The sequence below is a fragment of the Streptomyces sp. EDA2-14 genome, from assembly GCF_054963755.1.
On the sequence record NZ_JBUEGE010000004.1, the window covers coordinates 73,144 to 87,736 of the forward strand.

General features: G+C 72.3%; 10 protein-coding genes. 7 read left to right on the forward strand and 3 right to left on the reverse strand.

The genetic code is table 11. The features are described from left to right. Positions 1-48: 48 nt before the first annotated feature. The gene (locus ACY34M_RS13255; RefSeq protein WP_462717801.1) at positions 49-1,176 is read right to left on the reverse strand and encodes an alpha/beta hydrolase-fold protein; all 1,128 of its coding nucleotides are present in this window, start codon (positions 1,174-1,176) and stop codon (positions 49-51) included. Positions 1,177-1,380: 204 nt separating this feature from the next. Between ACY34M_RS13255 and ACY34M_RS13260 the strand changes: the two genes are divergently transcribed. Together ACY34M_RS13260 and ACY34M_RS13265 are read left to right on the forward strand one after the other, a co-directional pair. Continuing rightward, a complete protein-coding gene (locus ACY34M_RS13260) occupies positions 1,381-2,532 on the forward strand; it encodes a glycosyltransferase (protein ID WP_462717802.1) in 1,152 nt (383 codons plus the stop codon). Positions 2,533-2,538: 6 nt separating this feature from the next. Beyond that, positions 2,539-6,180, forward strand: coding sequence for an ABC transporter ATP-binding protein (locus tag ACY34M_RS13265; protein WP_462717803.1), 3,642 nt, complete (start codon positions 2,539-2,541; stop codon positions 6,178-6,180). A 71-nt stretch (positions 6,181-6,251) separates the two neighbouring features. On the opposite strand, the gene ACY34M_RS13270 is transcribed toward ACY34M_RS13265, so the two are convergent. Continuing rightward, positions 6,252-7,316 carry a FecCD family ABC transporter permease gene (locus tag ACY34M_RS13270; protein ID WP_462718231.1) on the reverse strand — a complete coding sequence of 355 codons (1,065 nt, stop codon included), beginning with the start codon at positions 7,314-7,316 and terminating at the stop codon, positions 6,252-6,254. Between the two features lie 5 nt (positions 7,317-7,321). Beyond that, positions 7,322-8,374, reverse strand: coding sequence for a FecCD family ABC transporter permease (locus ACY34M_RS13275; protein WP_462717804.1), 1,053 nt, complete (start codon positions 8,372-8,374; stop codon positions 7,322-7,324). 84 nt (positions 8,375-8,458) lie between these two features. On the opposite strand from ACY34M_RS13275, the gene fes reads away from it, so the two are divergent. The 5 genes from fes to ACY34M_RS13300 all read left to right on the forward strand — a co-directional run bounded on the left by fes (position 8,459) and on the right by ACY34M_RS13300 (position 14,592). Then, entirely contained in the window at positions 8,459-9,802 is a 1,344-nt protein-coding gene (fes, locus tag ACY34M_RS13280; RefSeq protein ID WP_462717805.1) for an enterochelin esterase, read from the forward strand. 71 nt (positions 9,803-9,873) lie between these two features. Continuing rightward, on the forward strand, positions 9,874-10,857 hold the full coding sequence (locus ACY34M_RS13285; protein ID WP_462717806.1) for an ABC transporter substrate-binding protein: 984 nt from the start codon (positions 9,874-9,876) through the stop codon (positions 10,855-10,857). Further along, positions 10,854-11,663, forward strand: coding sequence for a 2,3-dihydro-2,3-dihydroxybenzoate dehydrogenase (locus tag ACY34M_RS13290; RefSeq protein WP_462717807.1), 810 nt, complete (start codon positions 10,854-10,856; stop codon positions 11,661-11,663). Before ACY34M_RS13285 ends, ACY34M_RS13290 begins: the two co-directional genes overlap by 4 nt. Positions 11,664-11,761: 98 nt before the next feature. Beyond that, positions 11,762-12,958 carry an isochorismate synthase gene (locus ACY34M_RS13295; RefSeq protein ID WP_462717808.1) on the forward strand — a complete coding sequence of 399 codons (1,197 nt, stop codon included), beginning with the start codon at positions 11,762-11,764 and terminating at the stop codon, positions 12,956-12,958. After that, on the forward strand, positions 12,955-14,592 hold the full coding sequence (locus ACY34M_RS13300; RefSeq protein ID WP_462717809.1) for a (2,3-dihydroxybenzoyl)adenylate synthase: 1,638 nt from the start codon (positions 12,955-12,957) through the stop codon (positions 14,590-14,592). The genes ACY34M_RS13295 and ACY34M_RS13300 overlap by 4 nt, the downstream gene beginning before the upstream one ends. Position 14,593 lies beyond the last annotated feature (1 nt).

Sequence of the window (14,593 nt, forward strand, 5' to 3'; positions counted from 1 at the left end):
AACCGGTACTCGCGCCCCACGGCCCGTGCCGTGGGGCGCGTCCGGCTGTCAGGCCGGGGGCGCGCACTCCCCGGCGAGCCCGTCCATGAGCGCCGCCGCCCAGCACGCATGGTCGTGGCCGCCGCTGTAGACGTGCAGGGAGACGTCGAAGCCGCGGCCTGTCATGAGGTCGTGCAGCCGGTGCAGGTCGGCGACCGTCGCGCCCTCGTTCGAGCCGACGTCCATGCGGACGCGGACGTCTCCCACCGGCGCCGCGGCGGCCTGCTCGTACAACCAGGTGTGCACTCCTTCCGCGGGCCGGCCCGGACGTCCCGTCATGCCGGGGCGCCACCAGGTGGAGGCCGAGTGGGCGAGCACCGTGCCGAAGGCGTCCGGCCGCCGCAGCGCCGTCGCGAGCGCGGTCAGTCCGCCGAGGCTCTGCCCGCACAGCACCGTCCTGCGGGGTTCGGGAATGCCGGGCAGGTTCTTCGTCACGGTGGGCAGCAGCTCGTCGGCGAGCATGTCGATGAACTGAGGGCGGGCGCCGAGCTGCCGCATCCGCGCCGCCGGATCGGCCCCCGCCTCGATCCCGACGACGGCCATGGGCGGGATCCGGCCGGCCTCCGCCGCCGCGGCGACGGCTGCCGTGATGCCGTACCGGTCGAACCACTGCTCGCCGTCGAACACGACGAGCAGCCCCGGCGGGGGACCGGTGTCACCGGTGTCCGGCACGAACTGCCGTACCCGGTACGTGGATCCGTCGGCGGCGTCGAAGTCGAAGGTCTCGCTGCGGCCCGCCGTGGAGCGGGCGCCGGGAGCCGCGGGCCACTCGCCGAGTGACGGCGCCCCGTCGAGCTCGATCAACGAGCCGAACGGCCCGCCCGCCTGCCGGTTCAGCGGATCCATGCGGTCGTCCGGCAGCCCGCGGGAGGCGCCGCTGCGCGGCCCTTCCGCCGTCATGTGCGGATCGTCCGGGCCGAACGGATGGACGCGGTAGCCGCAGCGCAGCCCCAACGGCAGCCGCAGGCTGACGTACCAGACGTCGGTGCCGTCGAGCCGGCGCATCATCCCCTGCCGTACGCGGTGCTTGTCGGTGAGCCGGTTGGCCAGCAGGTAGACGCCCTCGACGGGCCGCTCCTCCCGCCACACCACCGTCACCAGCCGCTCGTCCGGGGAGTGTTGGACGGGTTCGATCAACGGTGCCCCCGTATGGGCGACTTCGCGCCAAAACCGATCGACGGCTTCGCGTCCGTCCGCTCTCACCTCGCTCAACAGCCGTTCCAGTCGCGGACTTTCGGGTTCCGCAGCCGCTGCCGTGTGCGCCATCGCTCGGTCGCCCCTTCCGAGAAACTTGTGATACGAACTTAGGTAAGCCTAACCTAACCCCCACAGGAGTTGTTCATGCGCGTGCTGTTCGTCGGTCCTCCTCTCTATGGGCTGCTGTATCCCGTTCTCTCACTGGCGCAGGCGTTCCGGGCCGAGGGGCACGACGTCGTCGTGGCCAGCGCCGGGGACTTCGTGAAAAGAGTCGCGGATGCCGGACTCGTCGGCTTCGATGCCGCACCCGACCTGGACTCCGAGGCCGAGTACCGGGCGGGGGAGGGCCGCCGCAAGAGCCTCAAGCTCGGCACCAAAATGGGCAGGTTCTCCTTCTTCAGCGACGAGATGACCGACGCGCTCGTCGACTTCGCCGGTGCGTGGCGTCCCGACCTCGTGGTCTACCCGCCGCTCGGCGTCGCGGGGCCCCTGGTGGCGGCCAAGTACGACGTGCCCGTCGTCATGCAGACCGTCGGCTTCGGCCACCAGCGCTGGCACATCGAGGGCGTCACCAAGTCGATGGACGAGGCCTACGCCCGGCACGGCGTCGCCGCGCCTCAGCAGGACCTGCTGTGGCTGGACGTCGCCCCGCCCAGCATGAAGGTCCTCGACGAACCCGACCTGTGGTCCATGCGGTACGTCCCCTTCAACGGCGGCACCGTCCTGGAGGACTGGTGGAGCGCCGACACCGGACGGCCGCGCATCGTCGTCAGCCTCGGCACCCTCAAGCCGATGGTCGACGGCATCGACCTGATCAAATGGGTCGTCGAGTCCGCCCACGAGTCGGAGGCCGAGTTCGTCCTCTCGCTGGGCGTGCACGGACAGCAGGAGATCGGCGAACTGCCCGACAACGTCCGCCTCGTGTCCTGGATCCCGATGGGACCGCTGCTCGGCCGCGCCGCCGGATTCATCCACCACGGCGGAGCGGGCAACACGCTCACCGCGCTGTCGGCGGGCGTCCCGCAGATCGTCTTCGGCCAGGGCGCGGACCGGCCCGTCAACGCGCGCACCGTCGAGGAGCGCGGCTGCGGATTCGTGCCCGGCGAGCACGGCCTCGTCAAGGCGGACATCGACCGGCTGCTGACCGACCCCGGCTTGCGGATCCATGCCGACGCCGTGCGCGACGAGATGCGCGCGCAGGACCCGCCGACCGTGATCGCCCGGCGGCTCGCCGACCTCGTCGCGTCGGGCGCCCGCCCCACCGCCGCGACCGTACCCGCGCAGAACACCTTCTGAGGAGACATGCCGACTTCACCGTTCCCCACGACAGGGCCCGGCTGGCTCCGGCGCCTGATGGGCATCTGCCTGCGCCGAAGGCGGCTCATGGCCGCGATCGTTTTTTCCTCCATCCTGAGCATCGTCCTGGTGACCGTCGGCCCGCTGCTCACCAAGGACGGCGTCAATCAGGCCGTCGCCGGTGACAGCAGCGGCATCGGCTGGGTGGCCGGCGGGCTCGTCCTCATCGCCGCGATCGACTTCGTCGGCAACTACGTACGCCGCTTCACCGGCGGGAAACTCGCCCTCGACGTGCAGCACGGCCTGCGCGAGGACGTGTTCAACAGCATCCAGCGGCTCGACGGCCCCGGCCAGGACAAGCTGCGCACCGGCCAGGTCATCTCGCGCACCAACAGCGACCTTCAGCAGATCCAGCAGATGCTGACCATGCTGCCGGTGCCGCTGACCGTCGTCACGTACTACCTCTTCGGCATCGCCGCGATGCTCTGGCTCTCGCCCCGGCTGACCCTGGTCACCGTGCTCGTGGTCATCGCGCTCGGCGGCGTCGCACTGTGGACCAGGCGGCGGGTCTTCGAGGCCTCCGCGCGCGCGGCGAACGACGCGGCCGAGGTGACCGAGCACATCAAGGAGGTCATCGACTGCGTCCGCGTCGTCAAGGGCTTCGGCCAGGAGGAGCGGGAGATCCGCTGGCTCGACCGGGCCACCCGCGGCCTGTTCGGCCGGCGCATGCGGATGATGCGGGTGCACGCCGCTCCCGGCGCCACCATGCTCGCCCTCCCCGTCCTCGGCCAGATCGCGGTCCTGGTGTACGGCGGCAGCCTGGTCATGGACGGCTCGATCGACATCGGCACGTTCATCGCCTTCGCCGCGTATCTGACGATGCTCACCGGTCCCACCCGGGTGTTCGCGTCGTACCTCGTGATCGCCCAGCGCACCCGCGCGTCCGCCGAGCGCATCTTCGAACTCGTCGACTCCCGTCCCGAGGTGCACGACGGCACCGAAGAACTGGTCGGCAAGCCGACGGAGCTGGTGTTCGAGAACGTCGGCTTCGGCTACACGCACGACGACCCGGTCCTGCACGACGTCTCCTTCCGGGTCGGCGCGGGGGAGACCGTCGCCGTCGTCGGCCCCTCCGGATCCGGCAAGTCGACGCTGTCGCTGCTCATCCCGAGGTTCTACGACGCCACCTCGGGCACCGTCGCCCTCGGTACCGGGGACGGGCACACCGACATCCGTGAGCTGCGCCTGGAGTCCCTGCGCGCCCACGTCGGCGTCGTCTTCGAGGAACCGTTCCTCTTCGCCCGTACCGTCCGCGAGAACATCGCCTACGGGCACGAGGACGCCACCGACGAGGAGATCGTCGCCGCGGCCGAGGCGGCGGGCGCGCACGCGTTCATCACCGCCCTGCCGTCCGGCTACGACACCGCGCTGACCGAGCGCGGCCAGAATCTCTCCGGCGGTCAGCGCCAACGCCTCGCGCTCGCCCGCGCGTTGCTCAACCGGCCGCAGGTGCTGATCGTCGACGACGCGACCTCCGCGGTCGACGCCACGACCGAGGCCGCCATCCACCGCGCCCTGGAGAGCTACGTCGGCGGGGAGCGGATCACCGTCCTCATCGCCCGCCGCCGCTCCACCCTGGAGCTCGCCGACCGGATCGTGGTCCTCGACGACGGCCGCGTCGCCGACAGCGGAACGTACGCCGAACTGGCCGAACGCAACGTCGTCTTCCAGGAGTTGATCGCGGGCGACACCGACGAGATCGACGCCCGCACCGCCCGTACGCCCGGCGAGCTGTGGCCCGAGCCGGAGCAGGAGAGCGAGCCGGAGGCCCCGGCGTCCCGCGACCGGTTCGCCGAGATCCCGGCGAAGGTGCTCGCGGACGTCGCACGGCGGACGCCGCCCACCCTCGGCGCGATCCTGCGCCCGGTGCGCGGGCTGCTTCTGGTCGCCCTCGCCCTGATCGCCTTCGACGCGCTGGCCCGCGTGCTCGTGCCGATCCTGCTCCAGCGCGGCATCGACGACGGCATCTCGCCCGGCACGATGAGCACGGTCTGGTGGATCGCCGGGATCTCCCTCGCGCTGTGCGCGGCCAACTGGTTCGTCTACACGTACCAGACCCTGATCAGCGCGCGGGTCTCCGAGTCCGTCCAGTACGGACTGCGGCTGCGCAGCTACCGGCACCTCAACCGGCTCGGGCTCGACCACTACGAGAAGGAGAGCGCGGGCAGCCTGCTCACCCGGATGACCGTCGACATCGACTCGCTGTCGAAGTTCCTCCAACAGGGCATGGTGCAGGGCCTGGTGAGCGTCCTGACGATGGGCGGCATCGCCGTCGCCATGTTCGTCCTCGACTGGCGGCTCGCCCTCGCCGCGCTCGCGCCGTTCCCGGTGATCGCGCTGATCACGCCGGTCTTCCGGAGGCTCAGTTCCAGCGCGTACAAGGAGGCGCGCGACCAGCTCGGCAAGGTCAACAGCTCGCTGCGGGAGAACGTCGCGGGCCTGCGCGTCGCCCAGTCCCACGGCAAGCAGAACAGCACGGCCAAGCACTTCAGCTCCCTGTCGAACCTGAACCGGCTCATCCAGGTGAAGGGGCAGCGGTACATCTCGCTGTACTTCCCGTTCCTGGCGTTCTGCTCGGAGCTGTCGATGGCGCTCGTCGTCCTCGCCGGGGGACACCTCGTGGCGAGCGGCACGGTGACGACCGGTGTGCTCGCGGCGTTCCTGCTGCTGCTCGGGCAGTTCTACGGGCCGATCCAGCAGCTGTCGAACATCTACGACTCGTACCTGCAGACCCGCACCAGCGTCCGCAAGGTCACCCAGCTCCTGGCCACCGAGCCGACCCAGCGCCCGGTCGCCGACCCCGTCGCCGTGACCGGACGGTTCAGCGGGCACATCGCCCTGCGCGACGTGACCTTCCGCTACGAGGGGGCCGCCGAGGACACCGTCACCTTCGACGACCTCACGCTGGAGGCGGGCAGGAGCGTCGCCGTCGTCGGCGCCACCGGGGCGGGCAAGTCCACCCTGGTGAAGCTGCTCGCCCGGTTCTACGACCCGGCGTCCGGCACCGTGCGGCTCGACGGGGTCGACATCGGCCGGTACGAACTCGCGGGCTACCGGCAGCGGGTCGGCATCGTCCCGCAGGAGGCCCACCTGTTCGAGGGCGACATCGCGGAGAACATCCGCTACGGCCGCCCCGACGCGAGCGACGCCGAGGTCGCCGCCGCGGCCGAAGCGGTGGGCGCCACCGCGACCATCGCCCGCCTCCCCGGCGGATTCCGGCACGCCGTACGCCAGTCGGGCGGCAACCTGTCCGCCAGCGAACGCCAACTGATCGCCCTGGCGCGGGTGGTGCTCGTCGACCCGGACGTGCTGCTGCTCGACGAGGCCACGGCCATGCTCGACGCCGGTACGGAGAGCACCGTGCTGGACGGCATGTTCAAGGCCGCACGCGACAAGACGGCCCTGCTCGTCGCCCACCGCCTGACGACGGCCGCGCGCTGCGACCGCGTCCTGGTGATGGACGGCGGCCGGCCGGTCGAGTACGGCCCGCACGACGAACTCCTCGCGGCGGACGGCGCGTACGCCCGTCTGTGGCACAGCGGACGCCCGCAGGAGCCGGTGCGGGACACGGCAGGTGCGCCCGCCTGAACCCGTGAAGACGCCGGTCCCGCCACGTACGACGTGGCGGGACCGGCGTCTTTCGGTCGGGTCGGACCAGGTCAGACGTGCTGGGCCCGGCGCTCCCGCAGCAGCAGCCAGGCGAGGAAGAGGCCACCGGCCACGCCCGTCACCACGCCGACCGGCATCAGCGCCGAACCGGTCACCCGCTGCGTCAGCAGGTCGGCCGCCGTGACGAGCAGGGCGCCCGTCCACGCGGCGGGCAGCACGTTCGGCCCGGCCGCGCGGGTGACGCGGCGGGCCAACTGGGGGGAGGCCATGGCGAGGAACGGGATCGGGCCCGCGGCGGCGACCGCGAGCGCGGTCAGACCCGTGCCCGCGCACAGCAGGATCAGCCGGCTGCGCTCCGGCGGCACACCGAGGGCGCCCGCCGTGTCGTCGCCCATCTCCAGCATCGTAAGGCGGCGTCCGAACACCAGGACCACGGGGACGCAGAGGACCAGGCCGAGCGCGGCCGTCCGGGCCTCCGTCCAGCCGCGGTCGTTGAGCGAGCCGATCATCCAGCTCGCCGACTGCGCGGCCTTGCCGATGTCGGCGCGGATGTAGAGAAAGCTGGTCGCCGCGCCCAGCACCGCCGAGACGCCGATGCCGACGAGCACGAGCCGGTAGCCGTGCACGCCCCGGCGCCAGGCCAGCAGATAGACCGCGGCAGCGGTGGCGAAACCCCCGCCCAACGCGCCGAACGCGGTCTGCGCCGCACCCGCGTTGAACACGATGATCGCGACGAGTGCGCCCGCCGAGGCGCCGTTGCCGAACCCGATGATGTCCGGGCTGCCCAGCGGATTACGGGTGAGCGACTGGAAGACGGCGCCCGCCATGCCCGTCCCGAAACCGACCAGGACCGCCACGACGGCCCGCGGCAGGCGCAGGTCGAGCACGATGAACTCGGCGCCCGGCGGCCCGTTCCCGGCGAACGTCCGCACCACCTCGACCGGCGACAGCTCGTACGTGCCCGTTCCGACGGAGAGCACCACCAGGCACGCCGTGAGCACGATCAGCGCCAGGCAGACGAGCACCGTGCGCGGGTCGAAGCGCACCGAGAACCGGCCCGCCCGCACCCGCCCGCTCCGCAACCCGGCCTTGAGGAGACGTGGTTCGTCCTGCACGAGCGTCACAGCTGCGCCACCTTCCGCTGCCGTACGAGATGGATGAAGAGGAGCCCGCCGAGGAACGACGTGACGATGTCCGCCTGGATCTCCGAGGGCGGCACCACGATCCGGCCGATCACATCGGCCACGAGCAGCAGCGTGGGCGCGAACAGGGCACAGTAGGGGAGCATCCAGCGCGGATCGGGTCCGGTGAACGCGCGGACCGCGTGCGGGATCATCAGGCCGACGAAGCCGATCGGCCCGCACACGGCGGTGGCGCTGCCGCACAGCAGCGTGATGGCGGCGACGGACAGGACGCGGGTGCGCCGCACCGAGGTGCCGAGGGCGCGCGCGTGGTCCTCGCCGAGGGAGAGGGCGCCGAGCGGCCGGGCCAGGGCGAACGCCAGGAGCGCCCCCGCGATCAGCAGCGGCAGCGCGGTCAGCAGCAGGTGCGGATCGCGCTTCTCCAGGGTGCCGACGGACCAGTGGCGCATCGAGTCGAGGGCGTTCAGGTCCCACTGCTGCAGCCCGTTGACGTAGCCGAACAGGGCCGCGTTGACGGCCGTCCCGGCGAGCGCGAGCCGGACCGGGGTCGCCGAGCGGGTGCCGCCCAGGGCGTTCACGGCGACGGCTGCGACGGCCGCCCCGATCAGCGCGAACCACAGGTATCCGCTGAACGACGTGATGCCGAACACGCTGATCGCGGTGACGACGGCGGCCGACGAGCCCGCGTTCACGCCGAGCAGTCCGGGGTCGGCGAGCGGGTTGCGGGTCAGCACCTGCATCACGCCGCCCGCGAGACCGAGCGCCGCACCGACCGCGATCCCGATGAACGTTCGCGGCAGCCGCAGCTCGCTCACGATGTTGTCGTGTCCCGAGCCGGACGGCGTGAAGAGCCCGCTCCAGACCTGGCCGAGCGGGATGTGCTCGGTGCCGACGCAGAGCGAGAGGGCGCCCGCCGCGACGAGGAGCACAAGGCCGAGAACGAGGCCCGCGGCACGGGGTGGGCGGCTGCGTGGCTCGGTGGCCGGGAGTTGTCGTGTTCCGCCGGGGCGGAGTCGTGTTCCTGCGGGCATGTGATTAGCTTAGGCTAACCTAACTCGATCTGCTAACAATTGTGTCGACAGAAACCGCAGTTCGTTTCCGGAGGAAGAGGAGCCATGAGCGTCCAGTCCGTCGCCGCCCTGCCGGACCACCGGCCGGTCCGTGTCACCGGCGCCCGCGTCGCGCGCCTCGAGGAGCGCATCGCCGCGGCCGACGACGCTCAACGCGCCCGGATCGCCGAGGAGTTCTGGCGGGAGGCCGCCGCGCACGGCACACCGCTCGTCGAGGAGATCGACGGCGAACCCGACCACCGAGCGGTCACCTTCCTGTGGCGCGGACACCGCGCCACCCGGCAGGTGCTGCTCATGGTCAGTCACCTGGGCGACCGTGCCCACCTCGCCGGCTCGCTCATGGAGCGGGTTCCCGGCACCGACATCTGGCACTACGGCCTGCGGCTGCGCGCCGACCACCGGGCTTCGTACCGGATCGCGGCCGACGTCTCGGCCAAGGAGCCGCCCGACGACCCCGAGGTGCTTCAGGCGCGGCTGCGCTCCCTCGCGGTGCACGCCTCGGGCGACCCGCTCAATCCCCGGCGTCTGCCGACCCGTTGGGGTGCGGGCGACAACTCGGTCTTCGCCCTGCCGGACGCGCCCGCCCCGGCGTGGGGAGAGTTGCGCGGCCCCGCCCCCGCCGGACGCGTCGAACGCCACAGGGTCGGCGCCACGGCGCTGGACGGTGAGCGCGATGTATGGGTATATATCCCGCCAAACTTCCGTGGCGCTCGCGGCGGCGGCAGTGGCCGCGACGAACGTGGCGACACGGAGCGGCTGCCCGTCCTCGTCCTCTGCGACGGCGACATGTGGTTCGGCCGCGTAGGCCTGCAACAGACCCTCGACGCGCTGATCGCCGACCGACTGCTGCCCCCGCTCGTCGTGCTCGCCCCGGACGCCGTCGACCGCCACACCCGCAACCGTGAACTCGGCGCGCGGGACCCCTTCGTGCAGTTCCTCGCCGACGAACTGCTGCCGTGGGCGGCGGGCCGCTGGCCCCTCGCCACGGACCCGGCGCGCACCGTCGTCGCCGGACAGAGCCTCGGCGGCCTCGCCGCCCTGCACGCGGGGCGGCTGCGACCGGACCGATTCGGCCATGTCGTCGCCCAGTCGCCCTCACTGTGGTGGCGGCCGGGACTCCCGCCCGGCGTGGTCCACAAACACGTCTTCGGCGTGCCGTGGCTCGTCGCCCGGTACGCGGAGGCCGCACCGGCGCCGATCACCGTCCACCTCGACGCCGGTCTGCACGAGGGCACGATGGTCGACCACTGCCGCGCGCTCTACGACACGCTGCACTCGGCCCGCTACCAGGTCACCCGCAACGAGTTCAACGGCGGCCACGACTACGCCTGTTGGCACGTCGCGCTCGTCGACGCCCTGATCCGGGTGCTCGGCGAAGGCCCTGCCTGACGCGGCCCCTCGCACTTCCCCCCACACACACCATCTCTCTCATCCCGTTTCCCCTAAGGAGCCCTCCGCACATGTCCTCCCTGAGATTCCGCCGCGCCGCCCTCATACCGGCCGCCGCCGTCACGGGCGCCCTGCTCCTGAGCGCCTGCGGCAGCGACGGCGGAGACGACGCCGACAGCGCCGCGAAGGCCGGATCGGCGTCGAAGACGCGGCAGCTCACCGACGCCCAAGGCCGCAAGGTCGAGGTGCCGAGCGATCCCAAGAAGGTCGTCGCGCTCAGCGAGCCGACCCTCGACGCGGCGCTCGCCCTCGGCATCGAGCCGGTCGGCGCCACCGCGGGCCGCGGCCAGAAGGGCGTGTCCTCGTACCTCGCCGACAAGGCGGCCACGTCGAAGGTCGTCGCGTCCGTCGCCGAGGCCGACATGGAGAAGCTGGCCGCGCTGCAACCCGACCTGATCATCCTCGACGAGACGACCGGCGCGAAGAAGACCGTCGACAAGCTCCAGGAGATCGCGCCGACCGTCGTCACCGCGAAGCTCAACGAGGACTGGAAGAAGTCCTTCACCGACACCGCGGACGCCCTCAACAAGAAGGTCGACGCGAAGAAGTGGCTCGCCGACTTCGACACGCAGGTCGCCGACACGAAGAAGAAGCTCGGCGACAACGCCGGCCGGTCCGTCTCCGTCATCCGCTGGCAGGACGGTGCCCCGTCCGTCGTCGGCAAGGGCGCGGGCCACGTCGGCTCGACGCTCAAGGCGCTCGGCATGGACCGGCCCGAGGACCAGCAGGGCGCGAGCACCGGACACAGCGAGCCGGTCTCCCTGGAGAAGCTCTCCACCATCGACGGCGACTGGATGTTCTTCGGCAACCTCGGTAGCGAGGCCGAAGGCAAGAAGGCCTACGCCGAGGCCCGCAAGGTCACCAACTTCGGCAAGCTGAAGGCCGAGAAGGACGGACGCGTCGTCGTCATCGACGGCTCCGCCTGGAACAGCGCGGGCGGACCGCTCGCCGCGCGGACCGTCCTCGACGACATCAAGGGGGCGCTGGCCAAGTGACCACCCCCACCCCTGGTCAGGACCTGGCCGGCCGGCTCGCCCTCGTCACGGGGGCGGGCCGGGGGATCGGCGAGGCGGTCGTCGCCGCGCTCGCCGCGCGCGGAGCCCGCGTCCTCGCCGCCGACCTCGACTCCGAAGCCGTCGCGAAGACCGCGGCGCCCTACGCCGACGGGCAGGTCGTCGCCCGGTCCCTCGACGTCACCGACGCCCGCGCCGTCGAGGCGCTCGTCGCGGAGACCGAGGACACCCTCGGCCCGGTCGACATCGCTGTCAACGTCGCCGGGATCCTGCGCGGTTCACCCGTCGTGGACCTCACCGACGAGGACTGGGCCGCCTGCTTCGCCGTCAACACCAGCGGCGTCATGCACGTCTCCCGCGCCGCCGCCCGCCGCATGACCCGGCGCGGCACCGGCAGCATCGTCACCGTCGCGTCCAACGCGGCCGGGATCCCCCGCCAGGGCATGGCCGCGTACGCCGCGTCGAAGGCGGCCACCGCGATGTTCACCAAATGCCTCGGCCTGGAGGTCGCCGCGCAAGGGGTGCGCTGCAACACCGTGTGCCCCGGCTCGACCCTCACCGACATGCAGCGCGGCATGTGGGAAGCGGCTCCCGGTGGCGACGCCGAGGCCGGCGCCCGCTCCGTCGTCGAGGGCGACCTCGCCGCGCACCGCACCGGAATTCCGCTCGGCCGCATCGCCGACCCCGAGGACATCGCGGAGGCCGTCGCGTTCCTCGCCTCCGACCGGGCCCGGCACATCACGATGCAGGACCTGTACGTCGACGGCGGCGCCACCCTCCGGGGGTGACCGGGAGGCCGTCCCCACGTCGCGGGGCTCCGCCCCGGACCCCGCTGCTCAAACGCCGCAGGGGCTTGAACTGCCCCACCCCACCTTGGAGATCGCCCATGACCACGGTCGCCAGTCCCACTGTGCCCGAGATCGTCTCGCCCGGATCCGCCACCGCGCTCCTTGACGAGTACGCGCCCACCACCGACCGCTTCCTCGCCACCCCCCACCGCACCCTCCTCGGGCACGGCACGGTTGCCGAACTGCCGCACAGAAGCGGCCCATTGAGCCCCCGCGTACGCGCGCTCCTCGACTCGCGGCGGCGGGCCGGGGACCCGAACCCCGTCGTCATGGGCGCCCTGCCGTTCGCGCCCGACGCGCCGCCCGCCCTCGCCGTTCCCGAGTCCGTGCGCTGGGCGCCGCCGCTGCGTGAGGACCCGCTCATCGCGCTGCCCGTGCAGCCCGCCGGGAACGCGGCCGACTGGACGGTGCGCGAGGTGCCGGAGCCCGAGGTGTACGGCGCCGCAGTCGCCGCGGCCGTCGACCGCATGAAGGCCGGCGAGTTCGACAAGGTCGTCCTCGCACGCACCCTCGAACTGACCTCCCCGCAGGCCCCCGACCTGCCCGCGATGCTGCGCCGCCTGGCCCGCCGCGACCCGGCCGGCTACACCTTCGCCGTGCCCAGCGGCCCCGGCCGCACGCTCGTCGGCGCGAGCCCCGAACTCCTCGTGTCCCGCTCCGGATCCACGCTCACCGCGAACCCGCTCGCCGGTTCCGCGCCGCGCAGCGCCGACCTCGCCGAGGACGTGCGGCGCGCCGCCGCGCTCCTGGAATCGGCGAAGGACCTGCACGAGCACGCCGTCGTCGTGGACGCGGTCCGCGCCGCCCTCGCCCCGTACTGCCGGACCATCGATGTGCCCGCCCGGCCCACCCTCGTCCGCACGGCCGCCATGTGGCACCTGTCCACCACGGTGACCGGCGAACTCGCCGACCCCGAGCGCACCACCGCGCTCGATCTCGCCTCCGCCCTGCACCCGACACCCGCCGTGTGCGGCACCCCGACCGGCCTGGCCCGGCAGGTCATCGCCGAGTCCGAGCCGTTCGACCGCGGCGCCTACACCGGCATGGTCGGCTGGCAGAACGCCGACGGCGACGGCGAGTGGGTCGTCACCATCCGCTGCGCCGAGGCCGAGGGCTCGCTGCTGCGGCTGTTCGCGGGCGCGGGGGTCGTCGCCGAGTCCTCGCCCGAGGCCGAGACCGCCGAGACCGGCGCCAAGTTCCGTACGTTCCTGAACGCCGTGGGAGCGACCCTGTGACCAGCAGCCCCCTCACCCCCGGTGTGGACAGCCCCACCTGGCCCGCCGCGTACGCCGAGCGGTACCGCGCCGCCGGGTACTGGCGCGGCGAGACCTTCGGCGGCGTGCTGCGCGAGCGCGCCGAGCAGCACCCCGACCGCGTCGCGCTGATCGACCCGGCGCCGGCCCGGCGCACCTGGACGTACCGTCAACTCGACGAGCTTGTCGACCGGTTGGCGGCAGGGTTCGCCGGGCGCGGGATCGGCCGGGGCGACCGTGTCGTCGTCCAGCTGCCGAACATCGGCGAGTTCGTCGAGGTCGTCTTCGCCCTCTTCCGGATCGGCGCGCTGCCCGTGTACGCGCTGCCCGCCCACCGCGAGAGCGAGATCGCGTACTTCTGCTCCTTCACCGAGGCCGTCGCCTATGTGATCCCCGAGCGGCACGCGGGCTTCGACCACCGGGCGCTCGCGAGCAAGGTCCGCGCCGACACCCCGGGCCTGAAGCACGTCTTCGTCGTCGGTGACGACCCGGGCGAGCACACCCCGCTCACCGACGTGCCCCGCGAACCGGTCGAGGTGGCCGGGCCCGAGCCGCACGAGCTGGCGTTCCTCCAGCTGTCCGGCGGCACCACCGGCCGCCCCAAGCTCATCCCGCGCACCCACGACGACTACCTGTACTCGCTGTGGGGCTCGAACGAGATCTGCGGCGTCGACGCCGACACCCGCTTCCTCGTCGTCCTGCCCGCCGCCCACAACTACCCGATGAGCTCACCGGGTTGGCTGGGCGTGCTGTACGCGGGCGGCACCGTCGTGCTGGCGCCCGCGCCCGACCCGGAGACCGCGTTCCCGCTCGTCGCGCGGGAGCGGATCACCATGACCGGGCTCGTCCCGCCGCTCGCCCTCGTCTGGACCGACTCCGCCACCGGCACCGCACACGACCTGTCGAGCCTGGAACTCGTCCTCGTCGGCGGCGCCAAGTACAGCGAACAGGCCGCACGCCGCCTCGAACCCGCCCTCGGCTGCAAGCTGATGCAGGTCTTCGGCATGGCGGAGGGGCTCGTCAACTACACGCGCCTGGACGACGACCCGGAGACGATCGTCGCCACCCAGGGCCTGCCGATCTCCCCGGACGACGAGGTACGCGTCGTCGACGACGCCGACCAGGACGTCCCCGACGGCGACTTCGGGCATCTGATCACCCGCGGCCCGTACACCATCCGCGGCTACTGGCGGGCCCCCGAGCACAACGCCCGCTCGTTCACCGACGACGGCTTCTACCGCACCGGCGACATCGTGCGCCGCACCCCCACCGGGCACATCGTCGTCGAGGGCCGCGCCAAGGACCAGATCAACCGCGGCGGCGAGAAGATCGCCCCGGAGGAGATAGAGAACATCCTCCTCGCCCACCCCGCCGTCCACGACGTCTCCGTCGTCGGCGTCCCCGACGAGTACCTCGGCGAGCGCTCGCTGGCCTACGTCATCCTGCGCGCGGACGCCGGAGCCCTGCGCTCCGTCGCCGTGAAGCGGTTCGTACGGGAGCGGGGCGTGGCCGCGTACAAGGTGCCCGACCTCGTCGAATTCGTCGACGCCTTCCCGCAGACCGGCATCGGCAAGATCAGCAAGAAGCACCAGCGGTCCGCCGCCGAGCAGCACTGAG